General features: G+C 49.9%; 17 protein-coding genes. 4 read left to right on the top strand and 13 right to left on the bottom strand.

The features are described 5' to 3' along the window. Positions 1-140: 140 nt before the first annotated feature. The 6 genes from AC5SV9_RS11225 to bioH form a co-directional block, all read right to left on the bottom strand. Positions 141-2,489, bottom strand: coding sequence for an alpha/beta hydrolase family protein (locus AC5SV9_RS11225; RefSeq protein ID WP_475152527.1), 2,349 nt, complete (start codon positions 2,487-2,489; stop codon positions 141-143). Between the two features lie 64 nt (positions 2,490-2,553). Further along, a complete protein-coding gene (locus AC5SV9_RS11220; RefSeq protein ID WP_475152524.1) occupies positions 2,554-5,322 on the bottom strand; it encodes a TonB-dependent receptor domain-containing protein in 2,769 nt (922 codons plus the stop codon). Positions 5,323-5,580: 258 nt separating this feature from the next. Further along, the gene (locus AC5SV9_RS11215; protein WP_475152522.1) at positions 5,581-6,657 is read right to left on the bottom strand and encodes a metallophosphoesterase; all 1,077 of its coding nucleotides are present in this window, start codon (positions 6,655-6,657) and stop codon (positions 5,581-5,583) included. Between the two features lie 303 nt (positions 6,658-6,960). Then, positions 6,961-7,878 (bottom strand): putative metalloprotease CJM1_0395 family protein, encoded by a 918-nt coding sequence (locus AC5SV9_RS11210; RefSeq protein WP_475152520.1) that lies wholly within the window; start codon positions 7,876-7,878, stop codon positions 6,961-6,963. Positions 7,879-7,882: 4 nt separating this feature from the next. Continuing rightward, positions 7,883-8,188 (bottom strand): excinuclease ATPase subunit, encoded by a 306-nt coding sequence (locus AC5SV9_RS11205; RefSeq protein WP_475152519.1) that lies wholly within the window; start codon positions 8,186-8,188, stop codon positions 7,883-7,885. A 93-nt stretch (positions 8,189-8,281) separates the two neighbouring features. Continuing rightward, positions 8,282-9,031 (bottom strand): pimeloyl-ACP methyl ester esterase BioH, encoded by a 750-nt coding sequence (bioH, locus tag AC5SV9_RS11200; protein WP_475152518.1) that lies wholly within the window; start codon positions 9,029-9,031, stop codon positions 8,282-8,284. 52 nt (positions 9,032-9,083) lie between these two features. Here bioH and AC5SV9_RS11195 point away from each other — a divergent pair, with 52 nt between their 5' ends. Next, complete coding sequence (locus AC5SV9_RS11195; RefSeq protein WP_475152516.1) at positions 9,084-9,785, top strand: ComF family protein; 702 nt, start codon at positions 9,084-9,086, stop codon at positions 9,783-9,785. Here AC5SV9_RS11195 and AC5SV9_RS11190 read toward each other — a convergent pair. After that, the gene (locus tag AC5SV9_RS11190; protein ID WP_475152513.1) at positions 9,782-12,322 is read right to left on the bottom strand and encodes a M14 family metallopeptidase; all 2,541 of its coding nucleotides are present in this window, start codon (positions 12,320-12,322) and stop codon (positions 9,782-9,784) included. The genes AC5SV9_RS11195 and AC5SV9_RS11190 overlap by 4 nt on opposite strands. A 124-nt stretch (positions 12,323-12,446) precedes the next feature. On the opposite strand from AC5SV9_RS11190, the gene nfuA reads away from it, so the two are divergent. Beyond that, entirely contained in the window at positions 12,447-13,025 is a 579-nt protein-coding gene (nfuA, locus tag AC5SV9_RS11185; RefSeq protein ID WP_475152512.1) for a Fe-S biogenesis protein NfuA, read from the top strand. A gap of 78 nt (positions 13,026-13,103) precedes the next feature. After that, positions 13,104-14,120, top strand: coding sequence for a polysaccharide deacetylase family protein (locus AC5SV9_RS11180; RefSeq protein WP_475152510.1), 1,017 nt, complete (start codon positions 13,104-13,106; stop codon positions 14,118-14,120). Here the strand turns inward: AC5SV9_RS11180 and AC5SV9_RS11175 are convergent. Genes AC5SV9_RS11175 through AC5SV9_RS11155 form a run of 5 tightly spaced genes read right to left on the bottom strand, consistent with a single transcriptional unit; the run spans position 14,107 to position 17,886 of the window. Continuing rightward, positions 14,107-14,748, bottom strand: a complete 642-nt coding sequence (locus AC5SV9_RS11175) for an SCO family protein (protein ID WP_475152508.1) — start codon at positions 14,746-14,748, stop codon at positions 14,107-14,109. The genes AC5SV9_RS11180 and AC5SV9_RS11175 overlap by 14 nt on opposite strands. Further along, positions 14,738-15,649: a heme o synthase gene (cyoE, locus tag AC5SV9_RS11170; RefSeq protein ID WP_475152507.1), complete on the bottom strand. Its 912-nt coding sequence runs from the start codon at positions 15,647-15,649 to the stop codon at positions 14,738-14,740. Before cyoE ends, AC5SV9_RS11175 begins: the two co-directional genes overlap by 11 nt. Then, on the bottom strand, positions 15,646-16,650 hold the full coding sequence (locus tag AC5SV9_RS11165) for a COX15/CtaA family protein (RefSeq protein ID WP_475152505.1): 1,005 nt from the start codon (positions 16,648-16,650) through the stop codon (positions 15,646-15,648). Before AC5SV9_RS11165 ends, cyoE begins: the two co-directional genes overlap by 4 nt. Beyond that, entirely contained in the window at positions 16,647-17,159 is a 513-nt protein-coding gene (locus AC5SV9_RS11160; protein WP_475152504.1) for a redox-active disulfide-containing membrane protein, read from the bottom strand. The genes AC5SV9_RS11165 and AC5SV9_RS11160 overlap by 4 nt, the downstream gene beginning before the upstream one ends. After that, positions 17,152-17,886 carry an SURF1 family protein gene (locus AC5SV9_RS11155; protein ID WP_475152503.1) on the bottom strand — a complete coding sequence of 245 codons (735 nt, stop codon included), beginning with the start codon at positions 17,884-17,886 and terminating at the stop codon, positions 17,152-17,154. The genes AC5SV9_RS11160 and AC5SV9_RS11155 overlap by 8 nt, the downstream gene beginning before the upstream one ends. A 23-nt stretch (positions 17,887-17,909) precedes the next feature. On the opposite strand from AC5SV9_RS11155, the gene AC5SV9_RS11150 reads away from it, so the two are divergent. Then, positions 17,910-18,119: a DUF2909 domain-containing protein gene (locus tag AC5SV9_RS11150; protein ID WP_475152502.1), complete on the top strand. Its 210-nt coding sequence runs from the start codon at positions 17,910-17,912 to the stop codon at positions 18,117-18,119. Positions 18,120-18,122: 3 nt separating this feature from the next. On the opposite strand, the gene AC5SV9_RS11145 is transcribed toward AC5SV9_RS11150, so the two are convergent. Continuing rightward, complete coding sequence (locus tag AC5SV9_RS11145) at positions 18,123-19,001, bottom strand: cytochrome c oxidase subunit 3 (RefSeq protein ID WP_230819715.1); 879 nt, start codon at positions 18,999-19,001, stop codon at positions 18,123-18,125. Position 19,002 lies beyond the last annotated feature (1 nt).

Below are 19,002 nucleotides of genomic sequence, written 5' to 3'. Positions count from 1 at the left end.
GCCAGATAAAAAGATCGCTGCGTTATCATGCATTACCAATACAGGTGTACCTAAAAGAAGTTTCGCCGGCAAATCTTAACACAACCCGGCGGCAAAAAGCCTTTTTCACCGCCAAACAAGGCCGTCATATCACTCTCTGCTCAGTGCACGGCATGCATAGCGGGTGTCGCTTTGAGGTGGCGGGACAACCAGTTTTGCTGCTCCCACAACATATGCAATAACGATTCCCGGCTCTGATAATGATGTCCTTCAAAAGGCAATAAAACTAATCTGCTTTGCTTACCCAAGCCCTGTAGTGCATCGAATAAACGCACAGACTGCAGCGGGAAGGTGCCAGAGTTGGCGTCTGCCTCACCGTGGATCAGTAACAAAGGGGCGTTGATCTGATCTGCATGCAGAAAAGGAGACATCTTGGTATACAAAGCAGTATTTTGCCACAAACTGCGCTTTTCGGATTGGAAACCGAAAGGCGTCAATGAACGGTTGTAAGCACCACTGCGGGCTATGCCAGCCGCAAAAAGATCGGTATGCGCCAAAAGGTTAGCAACCATGAAAGCGCCATAAGAATGTCCGGCCACGGCAATATTACCACGTTCTGCGACGCCCAGGTTTACCAGTACGTCTACTGCCGCTTCTGCGTTAGCAATAAGCTGAGGTAAAAAATTGTCGTTTGGCAAAGCGCCTTCAGTGCTGATAATGGGCATAGTTACCTGATCAAAAATAGCATAGCCTAAAGCAGCAAAAGGTTGTGCACTGCTAGGCCTGAAATTGGCAAACCGCTGTTCGGGTACAGTACGCTGTTCTGCCAGAGTTACTGATGTATATTCCCGGGGATAGGCCCACATTAATACCGGCAATGGGCCATCAGCGGGTTTATACCCGCCAGGCAGATACAGCCGCCCACTTAGCTTAACCCCATCTTTACGTTGATATTCAACTAGTTGCTGTTGCACCTGTGCAAAAACCGGAGCCGGATGAGGCCTGGCGGTGAATTGCTGCACCGCCCCTGCCGCAGTTTTTAAATACAACTCTGGAGGCTGCATCTGTGTTTGCCGGGTAAACAGCAATGCTTCGTCAGTCAACAGTGCTAAAGGAGTTTCTTCTGCATCAGCTGCCGACTGCCAAAGTAATGTTTGTTGCTGTGTTACCGGCATAATTTTTAGCAACCGGGCCTGCAGCGTTGTATTATCCCGGCTTCGTATATAAAACTCACCAGACTCACTAAGTTGCAGCACCTGGCGGAAATAGCGGTTTTTTGCCAGTAAAGGTTCACCGGGCAACGCATACTGATCTTTTATATGCCGTTGGTACCAAAGCTGAGGTGTGTCAGACAGCCCTGCTGCAAACAACCAGGCCCTTTCCTGTTCGGTGTCTTCATCTGTCTCATACAAAATGGCAAGTTTGCTGTCTGACCAAAGCAGCCTTTTATAGCGCCATGCTGTTGTATACAACAACTGTGGCTTCTCTGAAAAAGGCGCTGACCACTGCCAGATCTCATCTTTACTGGCTTTATCATCACGCTTTGCTATCCAGTACAGAGTAGCTGGTTGATGTGGTTGCCAACTCAGAATACGCGGCCCATTGCGGGTTTTACGGCTCTCATGTAAATCTAGAGAACCCGCATCAAATAGTTTGTGTCCACGCAGATCGTAAATGGCGGCCTGGCGGGGAAAATGAGTATAACGTACACGGAAAGAATATGGACGGCTAAGCTGCTGTGTCAGGATAAAACGGTTGTCCGGTGACAATGAGAAGGCATACAAAGGCAGTTCAGCAATTGTTTTAACGGCTAACCGCGTCGACACCCGTACCAGCCGGCTTTGAACTAACTGCTCAAAATAAGCAGCATCGCTATCCGATTGCAGCAAGTGCTGAAAAGTGCGCAATTTAGCAGCTTTACCCGTGCTTTCACGCACTACAGGCTGTATTGATAAAGCTTCCTGTAACGGTGTATCTGGCGAAGTAGCAACAGCTGCGACCACTCCTGAGCTGTCTGCCAGCCACTGATACTGAATGCCCAGGACAGCATTTAAACGCTGACGCATACGTTTACGCTTACCGGTTTGCAAATTCATCAGTTCAATAAAGAGCCCGTGAGGTTCTGCCACAACAACACTGAGCCACTGTTCATCCGGTGATAAGCGCGGGCTAAATAGCGCTTGTCCGGTATTAGCAGCCCATTCATGCCGGGTTGCCTGCTGCATGCTTTTTATACTAATACGCTGATAGCCCCGGCCCAACCCAGCACTTAGCTGAGACAAATCGATTTGTAACCCTGCCAGAGCCGCTGTCTGCCGGGACAACATTTGTAGCTCAGGATAAGCAGCGACTTCGGTCTGAAGCAGCCATTTTTCACTGGCCGAAAGCTGCCAGTTGACACTGCTGGCAGCATCAACCAGTTGCGCCAGCCGGCCATCCGGTTGCTGATAAGTCAGCGCATGCAGTGACGAGATCCAGCAACTGAAAAAAAACAATCCAATACGTAGCATGGCGTTTCCTTTGCAATAACAAAAGCCCCGTTATCGGGGCTATATCAACTAAGTTACCGCTTTATCAGAAACGTAACTCGTAACTGGCATAGAAGGTGCGGCCTAAAATGTTATATCCACTGCTGGTTGGATAGTACGGATGCTCGTTGCGCTCAGGATGGCCTGGCACATAGACAGGAGGTTTCTCATCAGCCAGATTATTAATACCCAGTGTCAGCTTATTGCTGCTGTTAAAGCGATAACTGGTGTTGAAGTTAATCCGCTTAAACGGTGCCAACTTGCTATGAACATAATCTTCATACTCTTCACCTTCTGCATCAACTAGCTCCCACAAGTCGCGGCCTTCTCCGGTTCCCAGGTAATACCAGGCCAGGTTCATGCTCAGGTCGCCATAATTCCAGCGTGCTGATAAGTTCCCTTTCCACTTTGGCAGATAGTCATCTTTAGTCTCTTCAACTACCTCACCACCAGCAAACGCCTGATATTCTTTTTCCAGTGTGTAAGATGCTGCAGCAGTGAATTTAAGACTACCCAGCGTGTCCAGATCCAGGCTGTAGCTTACCTCACCATCAATACCGCGTGACGCTTCATAGGCGCTATTGATAATGCCGCGCCTTACACAGAGTAAGTCTTTATACGCCTGCCCTGATGGCTGCTGCATGATATAACCCAGCGTATCCAGTTCATTACAATTTGCGGCAACGCCTGTCATATCGTACGCCGGATTGTCCAGAATACGGTCTACGCTTTCGGTATACACCGCGCCGCGCAGCTCGATGTTCCAAAAATCCAGACTGGCGCTAATGTTATCCGTCAGTTCTGCCACAGCGCCAAGGTTCCAGAACTTGCCTTTCTCCTCTGTCAGGTCAAGGTTACCGGCACTGATGGATTCGTAGCTGTCATCCAAATCGATCGGGTGGTTGATATCAACACGACGGCTGGTTTCACCAAAAGAACGGCTGACACCGGCATACATGCGGTGTAAATCTGGCGCCCGGAAACTGCGGCCCAGGTTGGCACGTAGCAACCAACTCTCGTTCGGACGGTAAACTAAGCCAGCCTGCGGCGTAAAAGCACCGCCTACGTTAGATTTGTCATCGTATTTGTCATAGCGCAGTGCAACGCTGGCATCTAACCCACCCCAGTCTGAACCACGGTCAAGCACTGGAATAGCAAGTTCACCCGCTGCGGCATAGCGCTTACGCGAGCCGCGGCCTTGTGTGCCACCCTGACCAAGTAAATTACCACTTAACGTATCGGCATCTTTGATATCTGAATACCAATCACGCGCCCATTCAGCAGATGCGGCAAACTGCACCGGGCCGGCAGGCAGGTCAATCAGGTCACCGGTTAATACGGCTGAAAACTGATTCATACCTGAATCAGCATCAGTCAGGGTTTCGGCGTACAGATACTGCACCTGTTCTGGCGTCATTTTGTCCAGTGGGTACCATTTTTCCGGATTAGCTGAATCGGCAGGATCAAAGCTGATCACATCCAGCAGACGATCGGCACGCATCTGATTGCGGCCTATGCGGTTGAAAGAGCTTTTACCATAAGCCCAGTTCAGTTCCAGCTCGTATTCACCTACGCTACCATTTACACCAATTGAGCCATTGAAGTTTTTCTCTTTACCGGTGTAATCACGAATTTGGCCGTAATCGTCTAAGCGGCGGTACACGCGGAATTCCCGGCTATTGGCAAATTCTGCGGCATCGTAGCTGTAAGTGCCCGGGTTATCTGCATCCATATAGATATACGGGCTGATACTTTTCTGGCCATTACCCCGCTTGGTTGTTTTATCACTGCCTTGCAGTAATACGCTGTATTGCCAGTTATCAGTCAGGTCACCGTGTTGGCTTAATACCAGATTAAATTCTTCTTTACCTGTATGCAGGCCATCGTCCGAGACTGTATCGAAACGGCATTTATAGCGGCTTTCAGCGTCATTCCAAATACCGCGCTCACCGAACAGTTCTGCGCATTGCTGTTGGTTGGCCATAATGTAAGATGCAGAAGAGCCCGACACGCCGATATTATGGAATGTCTTATCATAATCACGCAGATAAGCTGAAGTAGAGCTGTAGGTATCGGTGCCATCAGGTCCACCAACACGTGTCATTTCGCGCTGACCCGCCCGCAATATTTCATCGTTTGCATACTCAACCACCAGCACAGTCTGGCCGAGTTTGGTTTCAAAGCCGCCAGTGTACGTAGCCCGCTGACGGTCTGCACCGCCATGCTGAGGGTTCTCATACCGTACGTCGAGCGAAGACCCGTCATAAGACTTCTTCAGAATAATGTTTACTACACCACCAACCGCGTCCGAACCGTAAATAGCTGAAGCGCCTCCGGTCAGAATTTCTACCCGCTCTACTGCGCTGGTAGGAAAGGTCGAAGTGTTAACAAAGTTCGTGGTGCCACCCGTTGCTGCAGGATATTGCGGCACCCGCTTGCCGTTGACCAGCACCAGAGTGCGGTTTGCGCCCATACCACGTAAGTTGATCGTACTGGCTCCCTGAGTCCAGCTACTTTCATTGCCTTCAACAGTACGTCCGGCATTGGCTACCGACGCCTGCAATATCTCTTCAACACTGGTAAAGCCGCTTTTTTCAATCTCTTCTGCAGAAATAACAGTAACAGGAGCAACACCCTCCATATCCGTGCGCTTGATGCGGGAACCTGTTACTTCAATACGTTCAACTTTACCGGCTTCGTTTGACTCTGCTGTATTATCTTGCGCGTAACTGGCGCCGGTGAAAAACACACCGCCAAACACGCCTGTCAGCATTACAGTTTTGACGGCCTGCGCCACTGCTGATTTCTTATTCATTTTATTGTTCCCAAGTTTTATCAGTGTTTTTTATTTACTCTGGCGTTTCTGATCTGCAACCAGGCAGAAAAACCGGTATGGGCGGAAATACCTCCGGCTTACTGCTTGCAGGTTTATCGCTGTGTTACATGTCATTGCAATGACATCTAACTCCTTTCTTAACCAGTTCAAACTCTATTTAATATCTATCTTTTATAAATCAATAACATAAAAAAAGTTCAGCTGAAAATCAGCGCTAAATATGTGGTAACAGAAGGGTTAATCTGCAGGATTTGCAGTATTCGGCAAAGAACGCATGGGTAACTTTTCGCCGCTTATAGTGCCGCGGGTAAGGTTGCCATGTTGCCAAAACATTATCTCGCCACTTTTACCACGCTTAATATTGCTGTCGATAGAGATGACCCTGCCGGCAAAGTGTGAGTAAACGCCATCCATGGACGTGTGGCCTACGACAATACGGTTGACATTAAGAGTGGTAAGTAACTGCGACAAAAGAGGTTCTGTAATAGCCTGTTCCGGCCGGAAATAGCCGCGGTACCACAACGGCCCTAAAGAGCCATACAGAAAATTCAAAACCGGAACTTCCTTTAACTTGTCACGGGGTATGCCCAGCGACAAACGGAACTGCTCATTGACCTCAGCCATAGACATTCCCAGTGCTAGATAATCCGGATGCAACCCTCCATGTACAAACAGCATGTCATTAATTTGCGCCAGTACAGGCTTATTACGTAACCACTGCCCCAGCACTGAGTTCTCGCTGAATAAGCTGCTGTAGCCAACTCCAAATTTCTCTGCGACTAGCTGGTACTTTTTGTTTATGTAACGCAGGTCATTGTACAGCACCATAGTTTCATGATTACCGAGCAATAAATGCACCTTACCGCCTGCCGCTTCAGCCTGCTGCTCCAGTTGATAAAGCCACCAGAGTATTTCGGTAACTTTATCCCCCCGATCCATGACATCACCAATAACAACCAGGTGCCCCTGACCAAACGACCAGTTTGCGTCGGCATTAACCACTGCGTGCGCACTAAGGAGTTTTTTCATCAGGTCATACTGACCATGAATATCACTGATCACTGCAACAGTATCAGCCTGATAGCGTAACAGTGGTTCAAGTGTTTGATTATGATGAAGAGTGATCTCACGTGGATATGCGCAAACCGGAGCTATAGCCTCCGTGACTGATTGGGTCTTCTCTATCACGCCCGTTTCACATAGCCATTTAATCTGCAGTTGCTGTTCGCTATCACTAAAAAAAGCATAAGGACCGTCCTCTACAGAGGATTGAATATCTTTAGATGGAATAGTGTTAACAGCATGATTAGGCATAGCTGTTTCAGTTTTTGTGTTTGCGATACTTTCAGTAACACTAGCCAGGGCTGCAAAAGTTAATATCAAGCTTAATAGCCATCGCGCCATAATCTCTTCCTGTATTTATTCAGATAAATCAGTTACTGCATAACAGGTTGTGTCAGGCAGTTTGCTGCTCAGCATGAAGTAAGAGAGAAAATGGAACAATCAGTCGCTGGCAATACCAGCACTATTTGAGGCCGTTTTAGTATCTATTATTAATCTATTTATTATAATTCAGTATGTTATGGGAAAGGCGTAACGTTGAAGGCAGTGGCCCACTCAGGCCTGCTGCAAATACTGTTTGATATTAGGTTCTGTTGCTTGCTGATAAAACCCGGCTATGACGTTGCGGCGCAATTGCATCTGGGCAGAGCTGGCCAAAGTATCGCGCTGTGGATAAACAATAGCAGTATTGCCTTCCGTATCTGACACACTGTAACTAATTTCAGTTTGCGTCACCTGCTCTGCAAAACTACCACCTTGCTCTGACGGTTCAGGACCTTTGTTTTGTGTAACAGCGGAGTTTTGTTCAACCAGCTCGGCTTGCGCCTGTATTTGTGTCTGGGCGGCTTCGGCAGCTATACGACGGTCAGCAGCTGAAGGTTCTGCCGGCGCCAGCGCAGCAGAGCGGACCTGCTTCATCTTTTGCACTGTTGCCTGTGGATCGCCCGCCACCGGGGAAACATCTATTGGCACTTCACCACCAACAGCATACTGTTTGCCATCCGGGCCCTGCTCATAGGAGTAACTTGGCGATCCGGCGTACCTGCCACCTGCTGCTGCATGCGCCTGTTCGTGTTGCCTTACTTCCTGATCCCGGCTTTTCAACTCCTGGATCTGCTTTTGCTCTTGCTGTTCTGCCTGCTTTTGCTGCGCCGTAGTCTGCTGCTCAGCATTTTGCTGCGAGGGTTGTTCACCACCGCCCGCTTCACCCTCCTGCCCCGGCTCACGTTCACTCTGCCCTTCAATCGCCTGCTGGGTTTCAGTTTCCTTACCCCGGGCATCATACAGGTTTACCGTCGATGAGCTGCCAGCTGTACGGGCTTTCTCATCAGAAACCAGTGGCTTTTCCGCGCCTGATTTTTCCGCTTCTTTTACCGGTTCAAATAAATCCCGACGCACAGCATCACGCCGCGCCATCTCAGTTGGCGGATTGGCGGTGTTAATACTGACATTAGGGTAATTTGACACCAGCATGCTGTCAGACTCTGATATCGATCACAGTGCCCAATACTTCATCGGCAGTTTGGATACTTTTTACATTTGCCTGAGCCAACCGCTCTTCCTGGCCAAGCTGCACCAGGCTGTCTGTCAGCGATACCTGTTGTTCCGGCGCCTGTAGGCGCTGGGAGGACTCAGCAGCCTCAGTCTGGGCCACCGCCTGTTCTGTCTCATTCTGTCTGTTAAGTTGGGTCTGCCGGTTAATATTGACCGTCGCTTCCGTAACACCGGCACTGGCACGCGAATAGCCCTGTAACCCAGAATAAAATGCAGATTGAATGTCCATGATACTACTCCGGTGACATTAGCAAATACTGGCTAATTATTAACCAAAACGCAAAAAAAGGAAAGCTCTGCTAAGCGGGGCCTGCTGCGCTGGTTACAATTCGACGCCGACCCAATCACTTAGCCAATGGTTAAACGCATCGGGGTGGGAGATAAAAGGAGCGTGAGAGGCATGTTCGACCACTGAAAGCTGCGCATTGCGATTAAGTAGCTGCAACGGCTTAACAACATCAGCCGGCACCAACGCATCCAGCCGGCCGAATATGCCTCTTACCGGCTGTGTCAAAGCAGAAAACTCGCTTCGCAAATCGAGTTTTAACAGCTGTAACGCCCCGACTACCGCTTCCGGCTGCGCAGCGGGGTAAGCCATGATTGCCTGCCGCAGTGCTTTGATGTCTTCACGGGCGTTACTACTACCCATGGCCTGAATCGCCAAAAAGCGCTCTATCGTTTGCGTTAGATTATTGCTCAGTGCCTGTGCAAACTGCTGCATTACCTGCTCTGCCATACCCGGCCAGTGGGCGTCAGCAACAAAACAAGGCGAAGCAGCAACCAACCCCACCTGCTTCACTTTGTGTGGAAAACACTTTGCCAACCTTATTGCCAGCAAGCCGCCAAGTGACCAGCCACACAGATAGCTGTCATCAGGGATCTGCTCAGCCAATAGCTCAATCACGGCATCCAGCTGATAAGGCATAGGGTACTGCTGACTTAAACCAAAGCCCGGTAAGTCAGGAGTCAGCAGCGAAACTTTATGTTCAAACTGACTGACAACAGCGCGCCAAACGCCCTGATTCATGCCCCAGCCATGCAATAAAACCAATGTCGGTTTGTCAGACTTCATATCAGCTGCCATAGTTATAAAATTGTAAATAAAAGATAGGTGTACAGCGGAAATGCTAACGTTATTGGCCAAACTCTGGCATTTAGTTTTGCCTACGCCCTGCCTGTGGTGCAGTTTACCGGTACAGCACTTTCAGCGCCAGCTTTGCCACTCCTGCCAGCACGCATTACCGTCCATGCCCTATCAGTTATGCCATTACAATTTACTATGGCTGCCGCAGGTTGCACGGGGATTACCCGGCACCAGGCTTGATAGCTTACTTAGTATCAGTTACTACCAGCAGCCTTACCGGCATTGGCTACAACGCTGGAAATTTGCCCAGGACTACGCCGCAGGCGATCTGCTGCTACAACAGTTCTCAGCGCTGCTGCGGCAGTATCAGTTGCAACAATCCCAGCTGCCAGATGCGATAACCTATGTACCAATGCACCCTGCCAAGCAACGTAAGCGCGGGTTTAACCCTGCTCAGCTGCTGGCCGAGCAGGCCTCACAGCTACTGAAAATACCGCTACTACCTTTGCTGGTGCGGCCACAAGCTAACACAGCACAGGTTGGCCTGAACCGCAGGCAGCGGCTTAACAATCTTCGCTCAGCATTCAAGCTGGCTGAAAATGTTTCCATACCCGCCCGCATTGCTCTGGTAGATGATGTTATCACTACAGGCGCCACGGCAGATGCCTTGTGCCGATTGCTGCGCCGTGCCGGAGCAAAACATATCAGCCTGTGGTCAGTAGCCGTCACCCTGGCGGATTAATCGGCTGCAGTACTAAATGCCGTACCCAGGTACAAAGCATTTACCAGCAAACGGCTGGAGCCGTAGAAATATCCCCGAAACACCGGGTTATCTGACATCGCAATTACCCTGCCTTTACCAATATTATGCGCCAGCATCACCGCACTCTGGCTGATGCGCGGTATATACTCTGGCGCTGTATAGCCGGCCAGTTGTGGTGAGCTGCTGTAAAGTGCAACATTAACAAATGGCATTGGGCTGGGCTGCAATAGCAAGGTACTGTTTTTGAATACCGGTAACGTAGCCCTTGTCAGGCCAAATGTCAGCGGATGGCTTAGGTCAAGTTCGGCCTGATATATAGCACCGGCAATACGTTGCTTGCCCGCCAGCATTTCCTTGTCCTGATAGCTCAGGTCATGATTCGGGATAAGGCTACTCATCTCTTCGCCTTGCCAGATGCCGGCTTTTAGTAAACCCGCTTTGGCCAGCCAGGCAGCACCTCGTTTATGGCCCCATAATACGCCACCACGCTGTGCCCACTCCTTGAGCTGGTTAATCTCTTTCTCTTGCCATTGGTTATAATTACCATCTGGCAAAACTATATGACTGTAATGGCTCAAATCAAGCTGCTGCAAACGCTGCGGTTCGGCAAGCGTTGGAGATACGCCAGCCAGGCGCTCCAGGTTATACCAGGCTTCGCCGGCTTCAGTAGAATTGACATCTGGCCCGGCCAACACCAATACCGTTGGCTGTATAACCGCAGCAAACCGCCGGCTACCCAAATCACTACCCTGCGCAGTTAAACCAGAACTAATCGGATATACCGGCACAGAGAACTGCTGCTGTACACGCTGTAGGCGGTTAAACCAGTCTGCTTCTGATTGTAAACCAGCGGCGACGACCATCGCCCCGGCGCTAAAGCTGATATCGCTATCAACACTGCGGGCAGTGAAAGCCGCCAGTGCAGAACGGACTACCAGCTTTTCCCGCAATAATGCCTGCAGTAATAAGGGTGCCTGTTGATCCTGCCAATTAAACGCATAGGCATATTGATTTGCCGGCAGAGCTTGGTTTTTTGCTGTACTGCTATGCCAGGACGTGGTCAACTGGGATTTGGCCGGCTCACGGCTAACTGCTGAAAACGCGATATTATACGCATAAGGCAGTGTCCAGGCCGATACGTCATAAAAGGTGTTGTCGGCAAAATTCTTCTCAGTACTGAACATCGCTTTAACCAGGCGGAACTGCGGTTGCTGCAACGGCACATAATAGCTGTCACCGGCCGCATAACTGGTGTCGCCATCCTGCCAATCACGGTTAAGCTGATACACTTCGACATGATGACGTTGCAATACATCCAGCAAGGCCGCAAAGCGGCTTCTGTCTGCCGTTTCAGTCAGCATGTAGCCTTTGGTTTTGCTGTTTCTGGCTTGTTGCTGCGCAGACTTATAGAAATCCTGCTGATAAGACAGTAGCTCTGTGCGTTTGCTAACAGCACCTTTGATCGTCGACAATGATGCCGTCAGCTGGTTTTGAATAGTATCGCTAAACAGTAGCAAGCCATTGTCGGTGTCCTGGGCGTGGCCCCGACTGCTGGCCTGCTCAAATAAAATGCCGACACTACCCTGAATATCCGGATAAGTTGAGCCTTTACCGACGTAAAAATCATCAAAACTCTCTTCGGTGAAATACAGCTGTTTCGCCTGATCGAATGCAGCAGCATGAAAGTTGGCTAACTCTTGTGTCAGAACAAAATTCCGCTTCGGAGTCAGCGGATAGTTGCGGCTTGGAATACCCGGTTGAAAAAAGAAAGTGCTGTCTTTACCCATTTCATGGTAATCAGCAACAATATTGGGCAACCATTGCTGATACTGGGCGATACGGGCCCGGCTTTCAGGGTGTTGCAATAACAACCAGTCACGGTTCAAATCAAACCAGTAATGGTTGGGACGGCCATTCGGCCAAGGCTCATTGTGCTCGCGATGTTGTGGGTCTGAAACAGCCATCATACCTTTATGGCTGTTAGCCCACTGCGCAAAACGGTCATGACCATCCGGATTCAGGCTGGGCTGCAATAGAATCACTGCCTTGTCCAGCCAGCTGCGAACCTCTTCCGTTTCTGCCGCTGCAAGATACTGAGCTACCAGCAAAGCCGCATTGGCGCCGCTGGGTTCATTACCATGTATGCTATAACCTAGCCAAATAACGACCGGGGCATCGTCCGCTATGCCTTCGCCATCACGTGCTGCATTAACGTGCTGCTGACGAATTTGTTCCAGACGCTGCAAATTCTGCTCAGAAGAAATGACCAGCTGCAATAGCGGCCGCTGTTCATGGCTATAACCAATAATGTCAAGCTGCGCCCGTGGTGATGCAGCTGCCAACTGCTCCATATAGCGCTGGATCTGGTCGTGGCGGGCATGCCAGTCTCCCACCTGAAACCCCAATACCTGCTCTGGTGCGGGCAGGGTTGAATTTTGTACTGCGGGCACATATTTAGTCTGAGCGAAGCTGTAACCACTAAGCGCAAGCAGCGCCAGTAAAGTGTAATATTTCATTATTGATTTCCTCTGTGCTGCGGCTAAGTTAGCCAGAACAGATGCAAAACTCAAGCGGGGCTGGCATCACAGAAACAGGAGGAGTATCATAACCATTAACCTAGTAATTTAGTCAGGTACTCTTATGATTACGATTTCTGAACAGGCACAACAGCATTTTGCCAAGCTGTTATCGAAACAGCCTGCAGGCACAAATATTCGGGTGTTTGTGGTTAACCCGGGCACTGCTCAAGCGGAATGTGGCGTATCTTACTGTCCGCCTGATGCAGTAGAAGACACAGATTTAACACTGAACTTTAACGGTTTTGACGCCGTTGTTGATAACGAAAGTAAACCCTTTCTGGTTGATGCTGAAATTGATTTTGTCACCGATCAGATGGGATCGCAGCTTACATTAAAAGCGCCGAACGCCAAAGTACGTAAGGTGAGTGACGATGCATCGTTGATGGAGCGGGTGCAGTATGTCATCGACAGCGAAATTAATCCTCAGCTGGCCAATCACGGTGGCCGTGTATCAGTAATCGAGCTAACCACCGAAGGTGTTGCAGTGTTGCAGTTCGGCGGTGGTTGTAATGGCTGCTCGCAGGTCGACTTAACGCTGAAAGAAGGGATTGAAAAAGAGCTGCTGAACCGTTTTAGCGGTGAGTTAAGCGGTGTACGTGATATCACCGAACACCAGCGTGGCGAGCACTCATACTACTGATTTAACGTAAGTGATACTTACTCGTGCCCGCAACGCTATTGGGGCGCGAGTAAGTGCAGCTAATACCCGGACTCTGCAATGTTGATACGTGTTTTTGTTCTGCTGTTGTTAACGGTCATCCAGCCTGCTCAGGCAGCCGTCATGCTGATTTATCATCACGTTGCTACCGATACGCCCAGAGTTACCAGTGTCGCGCCAGATGAATTGCGCCAGCATCTGCAGTACTTAAAAGATAACAGCTTTCAGGTAATCGGCCTTGATAAGCTGATTCATCAACTTAAAAACGGCGAACCGCTTGCTGATAATGCCGTCGTTATCACGTTCGACGACAGTTACGAGAACAACTTCAGTGCTGCCCATCCGATTTTGCAGGAGTTTGGTTTTCCCTACACTATCTTTATCAGCCCAGGCAGCATCGACAAAGGTGACGGCCCGTTGCTGAACTGGAAGCAGGTAAAGCAGATGTCTGATCAGGGTGTGTTAGTTGCTAACCATGCTATGTGGCATGAGCATATGGCACAACCAGAGCCGGGCGAAAGCCGGTCAGCCTGGCGTGAGCGCATGAAACAGAGCATTCTGGCAGCCGAGGATAAAATTGAACAGGTTACCGGGCAGCGCCATAAGTGGCTGGCTTATCCTTACGGCGAGTACAGTGTGGAGTTGGAGCAACTGGTCACAGAGCTTGGTTTCATTGGTATCGGCCAGCAATCAGGAGCTATCGGTAGCAACACAGTACTTAGCCGCATTCCGCGTTATCCGGCAGCGGGTCGCTATGCCAAAATGGATGACTTAAGCCAGAAGCTGCGTACGCTGTCATTTAATATCACTGATTATCATGGTGTTAATCCGGTATCGCCAGCCAACCCGCCAACACTGACATTAACGCTTAAGGTTGATGATTTTCGCCCGGCGCAGTTACAATGCTTTGCCGGCAGCGAGGTGATCAAACCACAGTGGCAGAACGATAATACCTTCAGTGTTACCGCAAGCTCGGTACTGCAAGGCAGCCGGTCTCGATATAACTGCACCGCGCCTTCACTCAGTAAAAAAGGCTACTTCTACTGGTATTCACAGCCCTGGATTAACCAGCCTTAAGCTTGTTCAGTACCAACGGGAAATCCGCCAGTAATTGTTGCGCGTCGATAACGGGCAACTCACCCTGTTGCATCGGCGGTTTGAACATGGCTACCAACTGGCCTTGCGGGTTAATCAGCGCAACTGATGCACTGTGGTCAACCAGGTAGTCTTCCGCAGTGGTGCTGCTAAGAGCATACATCAGCCCCAATTGGCGTACGAATGGAAATAACTGATCATGCCCTGCGGTCATGCCAAGCACATCAGCCTGCTCAAAGTAACTGACATAGTTATTTAACTGTTCAATACTGTCGCGCTTGGGGTCTACCGAAATAAACCAGATCTTAAGTGGTTGTTTCGTTAGCGCCGCTAATTCCGGCTGTACTCCGGCCAGCTTTGCCAGCGTCAACGGGCATATATCCGGGCAGGACGTATAACCAACAAAAGCCAGGGTCCAATTGCCGTATAGACGCTCACGGTTAACAGTCTGGCCATGCTGATCTGTCAGCGCAAAGTCTGCTAACGCCCTAGGCTGTGGATATACCAAGGCCAATTTCGGCTCGGCATTTAGCTGTGATACCTGATAAAACACCAGCCCCGCAGCCAACGCAGCAATTGCCAACAACAGATAACCGAGATTACGAAACATAAATAGGCGATACCTTAAAGTAATGGTCAACCAGTAACAGCAGGAATAATACCATCAGATGCACAATTGAAAACTTAAACGTCGCCATCGCCGTACCGGCATCCGGATTAAACTTCAACTTCCAGGCGTACTGCATAAACCGCAGGTTAAGCAAAGCACTGCCCAACAAGTAAATTGCACCACTCATGCCGACTAAATACGGCATCAGACACACCAGAAAAAGTAATACTGTATAAAGACAGATCACGCTCTTCGTGAACTCAATACCGTGGGTAACCGGCAGCATTGGCATATTCACCTTGGCGTAGTCATCCCGCCGGTGGATTGCCAGCGCCCAGAAATGCGGTGGAGTCCAGGCAAAAATAATCATGACCAGCAGCAAAGCATGACCATGCAGCTCACCGGTCACAGCAGTCCAACCCAGCAGCGGAGGCATGGCACCAGCTAAACCGCCAATGACAATATTCTGCGGTGTCGCACGTTTTAAAAACATAGTGTACACCACAGCATACCCGAACAGGCTGGCCAGCGTTAACCAGGCCGTCAGGGCATTGACGGCAAAATAAAGTAAAATAAAGCCGCTCAGCGCCAGCGTAAAGGCAAAACTGGCAGCCTGTACTGTGCTGATACGGCCTTTTGCCACAGGCCGGCTGTAGGTCCGGGCCATTTGTGCATCAATGCGTTTATCCACAACATGATTCATCGCTGCAGCAGCTGCAGACAGCAGGCCTATGCCCAGTGTTGCCATGACCAGCGTCGTCAGTTCAGGTATGCCAGGCACCGCCAGCATCATGCCGACCCAGGCCGTCAGAACCAGCAAAGCCACAACTTTAGGTTTGGTCAGTTCCAGATAATCACGAACCCGGTTTAGTCCCGGCCTTGCTTTCACAATGGCAGTCATAGTGCCTCCTCCGCTGAAAAGCGACAGCTGTGCCGCAGTTGCATATAGATAACCACCATCAGCATAAGCAAATTAGCAGCAACAAAGTTATGCGCCACGGCATTTAGCAGCGGCAAGTGCAATGCAACATTCATTACCCCCAGGCTAAACTGCACGAACAGCAGTGTCACCGCTGCCAGTGTTAATTTTCGCATCAGCGGTGCCTTTGCCCGACGCCATAGCTGCAGCAGAAAGGACGCCAGAATAACCAGGGTAACCAAAGCACCAAAGCGGTGAAGCACATGCACTGTCTGCCGGGCTTCAGCAGACATCACCCCGTATTCATAATCATCATGCCCAAGGTGCAAATCAAAAGCGTCGCTAAAATTCAGCCGTTCCAGCCACCCTTGTTCACAGACCGGTAACTCGATGCACGCCAGTGCTGCGTAGTTAGCCGCTGTCCAGCCGCCAAGTGCAATTTGGGTAACCAGTACAATGAGCGCCAGCACAGCAAAAGGTTTTAATGAAACCAGCTGCGGCTCCTGCACCTTGTAATCAGGGTGCAGTTTTAACCAGTACACGGCCAGCAAGCTAAGCAGAGTAAACCCGCCAAGCAGATGCCCCATGACCACCAGAGGCAACAGGTTCAATGTTACTGTCCACATACCCAGTGCCGCCTGAAATACTACCAGCAACAACAGCACGGTCGGCACCGCCTTGGGGCTTTGCCTGCTGAACATGCTGCTGAAGAAAATGGCAGCGATCAGCAATCCCAGGCTACCGGCAAAATAGCGGTGCACCATTTCATTCCAGGCTTTATGATGCACCAACGGCCTGTCAGGAAAGGCCTGCTCTGCAGCGGCGATATGATGTTCCTGATGTGGCACTTTTAAAAACCCGTAACAACCCGGCCAATCGGGGCAACCCAAACCGGCATCAGTCAGGCGTGTATAGGCGCCCAACAGTATTACGCCCATGGTAAGAAAAATGGCGATGGTCGCCAGCCATTGTTGTTTTTTCATGCGCTGGTCCGGTCGTAATTAAACAATTTAAGTAAATCCTGGCGGATAGCTTTGGCAACACCGGCCATATCAGCATCTGTCGCCGGGGCAGGATAACTGAGTAAAACCAACCCTTGCTGATCGATTAAAAGAATATGCTTGTTAAGCGTCTCCGGCACTGACCGTTCAGGCTGTAACCTGCTGAATACATTAAATTGTTCTGGTGCTTTAGCACTACCAAGCAACACCGGCTGCAACTGCTGTTGCTTACGCCCCAGCCCAACATACAATTGCTGCACAGTAAATAATGCCCGCTGACACTGATTATCGCATTCCTCAGACGCCGGAACAGCCAGACGCCAATGCGCTTTTTCCGTTGTTGCAGGTAACAGAAACACCTCGGTCTGCTGCCACTGGCCATGGCTGGAAGCTCCGCGGCTAAACCAACCCATTTCTAAAACCAGCTTGGCGGCCGCCAGTGGTAAAGCGCAGCACAGGATGAACAACAGCAGAAACTTCTTTTTATTCATAGTTTGCCTTCCCCCGATGACTGGCCGCCAGCGCCACCCCAACAACGGCGACAGCCAATAAGAACCACTGCAATGCATAACCCCGGTGTTTTTGTGGCGGTAAAACAACTGCTTTATAGTGTGGTGTATAGTTGCTTGCGCGAAGCTGATACAGCAAGGCCGGATACAACTTCAGGTTGCTGAGCGCTGACAATTCGGCATAGTCCACCTGCTGAATTCGCATCGGCCAGTTGCCTGTATCTTCTGCATTCTGCCCCAACAACATCAGGCCGCTAACGTCTGCCCGAACCAGACCGTCGAGTTTAAACGTTGCCGGGATGTCAGGCACTGGCAGTATATCCCTGCTTGGTGTTCCACTTAACCAGCCAAGATTTACCAGCATTGGCTGAGCCAACCCTGAAGCCTGAACCGGCACAATCACATCATAGCCCGGTATACCATTAACTATCTGATTGTCCAGCAACCAGATATAAGGTGCTACCCATCTTGCTTCCCCCGCCAAAGGGGCGCCATCAAAACTGGCTGCGTCCATTGTTTGCAACTGGGCGGGAGTAAGTGCGCCATCTTCCGCTAACTGCTGCAAACGCTGCAGATATTCTGTTTTCTCTGCAGCCCTGCTCAGTTGCCACCATGACAAGTTGATTAAAATAGCAAAAGCGGTCAAAGTGAGGACAAGCCACAGCGGATTAAATACAAAAATCTGCTTCGCCAGCTTAACGCGCATCATTATGGACCCGGAGCCTGTTACCGATGTTGATTAAACTTATTGTCATTGCGCTACTGCTTTTTATTATTGTAAATCTGGTTAGAGCCGGTCTGGTTATGCTTAACCCTGACAAACCAGAGGTAAAGATGTCTCGCTACCTTGGCCGTCGTGTCATGTTTTCTGCCCTTGTTCTGCTGTTGATCTTTTTAGCACAGGCGCTGGGATGGATCGAACCCAACCCCAGGCCTTACTAATAATCACAGTACATACACAAACACATACAGACATAACCAGACAACATCAACGAAATGCCAGTACCAGGCACCCGCCTGAAAGGCAAAGTGGTTGTCCGGCGTAAAATGCCCCTTCAATACGCGGAAGAACACAAACAGCAATATAATTGCGCCTAAAGTAACGTGCATACCGTGAAAGCCGGTCAATAGGAAAAACGTATTGCCATAGAAGCCAGACGCCAGTGTCAAACCCAGGTCATGGTAAGCATGCATATACTCATACACCTGCAAACTCAGAAAGGTTAAACCCAGCAATATGGTTACCAGTAACATCAGCTTTAACTGACCGCGTTTATTCTGCTCAAGACCGACATGAGCAAAATGTAACGTTATAGACGATGTCACCAATATAGCGGTATTGATCAGCGGTAAGCCTGAAGCTGGCATTGCCTGTGTTTCTATACCACCCGGCGTTTTTAGTAGCGGCCACATCGCTTCAAATTCTGGCCAGAGTAACTCGAACGTCATGGCATTGTTGCTGCCACCGCTCAACCAATCCAGCGCAATAACCCGGCCATAAAATAAGGCGCCAAAGAACGCCATAAAAAACATCACTTCCGACAAAATAAACCAGCTCATTCCCTGGCGGAAGGAGCGGTCCATCTGTGCACTGTACAAACCGCTCATCGACTCATCGATCACGTTCTTGAACCAGCCAAACAGCATAAAAATTAATACTGCAAAGCCAGCAGCCAAAACATAACCGCCAAACCCGGGCTGCTGCTTTGTGACTTCGTTGACAAAGTTCCCGGCACCAAACGCAATCAAAAACAACGCTACGGCCCCGACTATTGGCCAGGGGCTTTGAGCGGGAACATAGTATTTTTCATAAGTCTTATTCATG

The sequence above is a fragment of the Rheinheimera sp. ATLC3 genome, from assembly GCF_059429535.1.
This window is presented reverse-complemented; position numbering and strand designations above follow the sequence as displayed.